This is a genomic window from Bacillus sp. JJ1474, assembly GCF_036965225.1.
GTDB lineage: Bacteria > Bacillota > Bacilli > Bacillales > Cytobacillaceae > Cytobacillus.
The window spans coordinates 1-6054 of the sequence record NZ_JBALPC010000253.1 but is presented as its reverse complement, the minus strand read 5'-3'; the positions used below and the strand labels follow the sequence as shown (position 1 = coordinate 6054).

The window sequence follows — 6054 nt, the reverse complement described above, 5'->3', positions numbered from 1 at the left end:
GTAAAGGACTTAACGGATGAAGAAGCTTTAAAAAGTTATGTTCAGCAAATGGAGCTGCTAAAAAGAGGATTATATAAGGAAGAAAACTAATGAGTTCCCTTAAAGCAGTAAAAAAAGAGAATATCCATTTGGAGAGTATTGTTAAAAAACTAAAAGAGCAGGGCGTTGATGCACAGATATGTAAACGGCCTAAACCAATCAAAAGAAATTTTTAACTAAGGAGAAAACAAATAGATGAATGCAACATTACAGGAAAGAAAACCAGGATATATTATGCTTGCGATTCTTTTTGTCGGAACATTTGTATCTTTTTTTAATAACTTCTTTTAAATGTAGCCTTGCCGTCTATGATTCTCGATTTAGGAATTAAAGAATATTCAACGATTCAGTGGCTTTATAGTGAAATAGTAGAGAAGAATGGGAAAGGAGACTATTGACTTGAGAAAGTTGGCAAAGCATTTAAAGCCTTTTTTAACGGGCATTTTATTAGCGATCGTGCTCTTGTTTGTGCAAGCGATTAGTGATTTGAATTTACCGAACTACATGTCGAATATCGTCAACGTTGGGATACAACAAGATGGCATCGAGCATGCTGCACCAGATGCAATCAGTCAAGACGGTATGAAGCTGATCACTACTTTCATGACAGAACGTGAAAGACAGATTATCGAATCGAGCTATCATTTGGTCTCCCCTTCAGATCAAAATTCGAAGGGGAAGCCTTACAGCAAACTATATCCTATAGCGGAGCAGCAATTTTTTATAAAAGGGGAGTTAGGTAAAACCGAGACGGAAAATGTGGATGCCGCATTTGGCACATCATCTTTGACCCTCATTAATGTATTACGTGAACTGTTCCCGCCATCTAATGAAAATGTAACAGAAACTCCCTCTAGCTCTATTGATATGAAAGAAATTTACGGAATGCAAGCTGTCCTGGATTCGTTGCCAGTTGCAATGATTCAATCGGCGCATGACGAAGCGATGAAAAATGATTTCATGCAAAAACAAAGCGGTATTATGCTTTCAAAAGGTTTTTATGATGAGCTAGGCATCGATTTGGGTGCGAAACAAACGGGTTATATTATGAAAATTGGGTTCTATATGTTAGTCATTGCACTGGTAGGAGGTGTGGCTACCGTTTTGGTTGGTTTCCTTTCATCCCGAATTGCGACTGGCGTAGCCCGGAATTTACGGAAGCAAGTGTTTATGAAGGTAGAGAGCTTTTCGAAAAAAGAGTTGGATACATTTTCTACAGCCTCTTTAATAACACGTTGTACGAATGATATTCAACAAGTCCAGCAGCTAATAATGATGGGTGTCCGGATGATTTGCTATGCCCCGATTCTCGGGATTGGTGGAATCATTATGGCGGTTAATAAGTCGACTTCCATGAGCTGGATTATTGCGCTCGCTGTTGTCGTCCTTCTTGGATTGATTTTAATCCTTATGGTGATTGCACTGCCAAAGTTTAAAATGATTCAGAAGCTAATAGATAAATTGAATTTGATTTCAAGAGAAAACTTAAGCGGTTTAATGGTTGTACGTTCTTTCGGAACGCAGGAATATGAGAAAAAGAGATTTGACGTTGCAAATAGTGATTTAACGAAGACAAATCTTTTTGTAACTCGCGCAATGGTGTTTATGATGCCAATGATGATGCTCATTATGAACGGCGTCACTTTACTAGTAGTTTGGGTTGGTGCCCATCAAATTGCAGTTTCTTCAATGCAAGTCGGGGATATGATGGCGTTTATGCAGTATGTCATGCAAATTTTGATGTCCTTTATGATGCTATCGATGATGTTTATTATGATCCCTCGTGCAGCAGTATCCGCCGGTCGGATTGCGGAAGTACTGGAAACGGAAGTGTCCATTACCGATCCAGAAAAGCCAAAATCATTTAACGAAAAGTGCAAAGGCCTTCTCGAATTTAAAAAAGTAAGCTTCCGTTATGAAGGGGCCAATGAAGATGCATTACATGAGATTTCATTTACAGCTAAGCCGGGTCAAACGACGGCATTAATTGGTTCGACAGGTTCCGGTAAGACAACGATTGCAAGTCTTGCTTTACGTTTTTATGACGTGAATGAGGGCGAAATTTTAATTGACGGTGTTGACATTAGAGATGTGAAACAGTCGGAATTGCGGTCGAAGATTGGATATGTCCCACAAAAGAGCGTATTGTTATCAGGCACCATTGAGTTCAACCTGAAATACGGAAAAAAAGACGCTACGGATGAAGAGATGCAGGAAATAGCAAAAGTTGCCCAGGCGATAGATTTCATTAAAGAAAAACCAGAGAATTTTGCGTCGAATATATCACAAGGAGGTGCCAATGTTTCAGGTGGTCAAAAACAGCGCCTCACGATTGCACGTGCTTTAATGAAAAAACCAGAAATCTTAATATTTGATGATAGCTTCTCCGCATTGGACTTTAAAACAGACTCCATGTTACGCAAAGAGTTAAAGGAACACACGTCAAACGCGACGATCATTCTAGTCGCCCAAAGAGTGAGTACAATCATGAATGCAGATCAAATTCTCGTGTTAGATAAGGGCCGCATTGTTGGGCGTGGCACACATCGTGAGCTGCTGGAAACTTGCCCTGAATACTATGAAATTGCCTCATCACAGCTATCGAAGGAGGAATTAGCGTGAGCGAAAAGAGAAATAGTCAAAATACTCATTCGCACTTCGGTATGCGAGGTGGGCCAAATATGATGCAGGGTAAAAAAGTAAAAGATTTTAAAGGGACGATGAAACAGCTTGTTCAATATTTGGGCGCTTACAAATGGACGATTATATTTGTATGGATTTTAGCCATTTTGTCGACGGTTTTCACAATTGTATCGCCAAAGATTTTAGGGCAAGCGACTGATGAACTTTTTTCAGGTGTGATGAACCAAATCGCTGGAATTGGGTCGATTGACTTCGGCAAAATTGGTGAAATTCTTTTATGGCTCATCGGATTATACTTACTTAGTGCGTTGTTTTCCTATTTGCAAGGGTTTGTCATGACGGGTGTTAGTATGAAAGTGACAAAGCAACTTCGAACGGATATTAATGAAAAAATTCATAAATTACCGTTTAATTATTTCGATAAAACAACCCACGGAGAAGTTCTTTCTAGAATTACGAATGACGTAGATACAATAAGCCAAACATTGAATCAAAGTTTAACACAGATCATCACATCAATCACTTCACTTATTGGAATTACGATTATGATGCTCACAATCAGCTGGCAAATGACATTGGCAGCTATCTGTATTCTCCCACTGACGATGATTTCGGTTATTGGGATTATTAAAAAGTCGCAAGTTCATTTTAAAAATCAACAGAAATATTTGGGGCATGTAAACGGCCATGTAGAGGAAATGTTTAGTAGCCATGAAATAGTGAAGGCTTTTAACGGAGAACGAGATTCGGAAAAAAAGTTTGACGAGCACAATGAAGCATTGTATAAATCGGCCTGGAAAGCGAATTTCTTATCAGGTCTTATGATGCCGATTGCGATGTTCATCGGAAATATGATCTATGTTGTCATTTGTATACTTGGAGGGTATTTGACTGTAACTGGTACAATGACGGTCGGCGGTATTCAAGCTTTCATTCAATACGTGCGGAGTTTTATGCAGCCAGTCTCTCAAATTGCGAATATCTCCAATATACTTCAACAAACTGCTGCTGCAGCGGAACGTGTATTTGAATTTCTTGCGGAAGATGAAGAAAAACCGGAGCAGGAAAACGCTCTTTTGGTAAGTAAAAATAAGGTGGTAAGCAATCGAGATGTGGCGATTGAAGGAAATGTCGAGTTTGACCATGTTTCCTTTAGTTATGAACCTGAAAAACCTGTTATTCGTAACTTTACAGCCACTATCAAGTCGGGTCAGAAAGTAGCCATTGTCGGACCGACTGGTGCAGGTAAATCGACCATTATGAAACTGCTCATGCGCTTTTACGATGTAAATAGCGGTTCAATCAAGATCGATGGCCATAATATTCAATCATTTAATCGAAATGAGCTTCGTTCTCTGTTTGGTATCGTGCTACAAGATACTTGGCTGTTTAACGGTACGATAGCGAACAATATTCGGTACGGTAAGCTCGATGCAACTGATGACGAGGTTAGGAAAGCGGCCACCGCAGCACAGGTTGACCATTTTGTAAGAACATTACCGGACGGATTCGATATGGTGTTGAATGAAGAAGCGGATAATATATCACAAGGTCAAAAACAGCTGCTAACGATTGCAAGGGCAATATTAGCAGACCCCAAAATACTCATTCTAGACGAGGCGACAAGCAAAGTCGATACACGAACAGAAATCCTTATTCAAAGAGCGATGGATAACCTTATGAAAGGCCGCACAAGCTTCGTCATTGCCCATAGACTGTCGACCATTCGGAATGCCGACTTGATAGTAGTCATGCATGAAGGGGATATTGTCGAACAAGGTACACATGACGAGTTGCTTGCTCAGAGTGGATTTTATGCAAATTTGTACAAAAGTCAGTTCGATACAGCAGTTTAAAGGTTTGAAGACTGTTAAGGAATTCGATGGAAATCCGGGTTCTTTACAGTCTTTTTCTTAACATAAATTAGGGTCTCGCCAGTAATGCGAATGTACATTGATATTTAGCTTTAACAAAAACAGGTTGTGAATTCTGTCAAATTGTTGGTGGGACACCTATAAGAAGGAAATTGTAACTATGAAAGCGAAATAAATAGTGTAACTCCAACTGGATGAAAATAAAAGTCAAGCAAAGGAAGTAAATATGAATATTAAGCTATCTGAAGTAAATGAAAAGAATTTTTGGGATGTAATTAAATTAAAATCCGATTTCGATCAAGAAAAGAGAATTCAAATTTTTGAAAGATGGGTAGGGGATAATACTTTTTTCTTGCTGCTTGCCAAGTATATGGGTTCCTTCCAAGAGCAATTTATGATGGTGAAACATTAATTGGCTTTGCTTCACATGGATTTAACAAGGAAACAGGACGATATGAATTAATTAGCATAATGCTTGGACATGCATATCAAGGTAAGGGCTATGGAATGCCGATTTTAAGGGCAGTTATTGAGGAAATGGCTGTGAAGTATTCATGCGAAGAAATTTATTTATCTGTCATTTATAATAACGAAGCTGCCAAGCGTGTATATGAAAAAGCAGGCTTTAAACCAACTGGGGAGATTGAGGATGGACATCATCCAGAACCCATTTATAAATTGGACGTTAAAAAATATTTTAGCCACTTGAAGTCTAATAAATAAAGGCAAAAAGCAGTGAGCTCATCTGAACTCACTGCTTTTTGACATTTATAGACTAGCTTATTTTCTTTTTATCCCTCACATCTAGTACATCCAAAAAGAAAACGAATACTGGTATCCCAACAATTAGCCCCCAAACACCAAAGAAATGCTCGGAAAAAATCAACACGATAAAGGTGTAAAATACAGGCAGATCTGTTTTTGAAGACATTAGCTTTGGATTTAAAATATATGCCTCAATCGCGTGGATAATCATAATGACAATAAGAATATACACAACCTGCATAATTCCGCCAATTGTATAAGCAATCGCAATTAGAGGTATAAGTGAGATAATGACTCCGGCAACCGGGATTAAACCTAGGAAAAAGATAAGGATGGAAAGACCCATAAGCTGAGGAAAATCCATAATCCATAATGCAAGAGTTGTCAGGCCGCAGTTGACGAGAGCAATAATAAATTGTGCCTCGATCACTTTACCAAAGGTTAAAACAAATTTTTTCGCGAAAAATTCAATTTCATTATAAAATGGAGCGATCTTACTGTATTTAAATTTAGAAGTAAATTCAATAAGCTTTGGTTTTTCCAAAAGGAAAAATAAACTTAACACAAGGGACATCATGATTTGAATCCCGACTTTACTCATTCCGCTAAAATATTTAAGTAGAAAAGTAAAACCCTGTTCTAAGTAATTAGAAATTTGTTTTGTTTCAATCATGCCTAAAACATAATTAACAAGAACATGATCATGCGGCTGTGTTAAAAACAGCTGCAACTG

The 6054-nt window shown here is 38.3% G+C and carries 5 protein-coding genes and 1 pseudogene; 5 read left to right on the top strand and 1 reads right to left on the bottom strand.

The window, feature by feature from the left end; translation table 11 throughout:
• Positions 1 to 234: 234 nt before the first annotated feature.
• The 5 genes and pseudogenes from V7164_RS23695 to V7164_RS23675 all read left to right on the top strand — a co-directional run.
• Positions 235 to 395: pseudogene (locus V7164_RS23695) on the top strand (MFS transporter); the annotation flags it as partial.
• 43 nt (positions 396 to 438) lie between these two features.
• A complete protein-coding gene (locus tag V7164_RS23690) occupies positions 439 to 2661 on the top strand; it encodes an ABC transporter ATP-binding protein (protein WP_335355421.1) in 2223 nt (740 codons plus the stop codon).
• On the top strand, positions 2658 to 4538 hold the full coding sequence (locus tag V7164_RS23685; RefSeq protein ID WP_438824745.1) for an ABC transporter ATP-binding protein: 1881 nt from the start codon (positions 2658 to 2660) through the stop codon (positions 4536 to 4538). The genes V7164_RS23690 and V7164_RS23685 overlap by 4 nt, the downstream gene beginning before the upstream one ends.
• A gap of 244 nt (positions 4539 to 4782) precedes the next feature.
• Positions 4783 to 4968 carry a hypothetical protein gene (locus tag V7164_RS23680; protein WP_335355420.1) on the top strand — a complete coding sequence of 62 codons (186 nt, stop codon included), beginning with the start codon at positions 4783 to 4785 and terminating at the stop codon, positions 4966 to 4968.
• On the top strand, positions 4947 to 5279 hold the full coding sequence (locus V7164_RS23675; RefSeq protein ID WP_335355422.1) for a GNAT family N-acetyltransferase: 333 nt from the start codon (positions 4947 to 4949) through the stop codon (positions 5277 to 5279). Before V7164_RS23680 ends, V7164_RS23675 begins: the two co-directional genes overlap by 22 nt.
• Before the next feature lie 52 nt (positions 5280 to 5331).
• Here V7164_RS23675 and V7164_RS23670 read toward each other — a convergent pair.
• Positions 5332 to 6054: AI-2E family transporter (locus V7164_RS23670; protein ID WP_335355419.1), on the bottom strand; the 723-nt coding region annotated here is incomplete at its 5' end.

Excerpts from the sequence above, each read along its gene's own strand:
- V7164_RS23680 (WP_335355420.1), top strand. The coding sequence starts at position 4,783 with ATGAATATTAAGCTATCTGAAGTAAATGAAAAGAATTTTTGGGATGTA.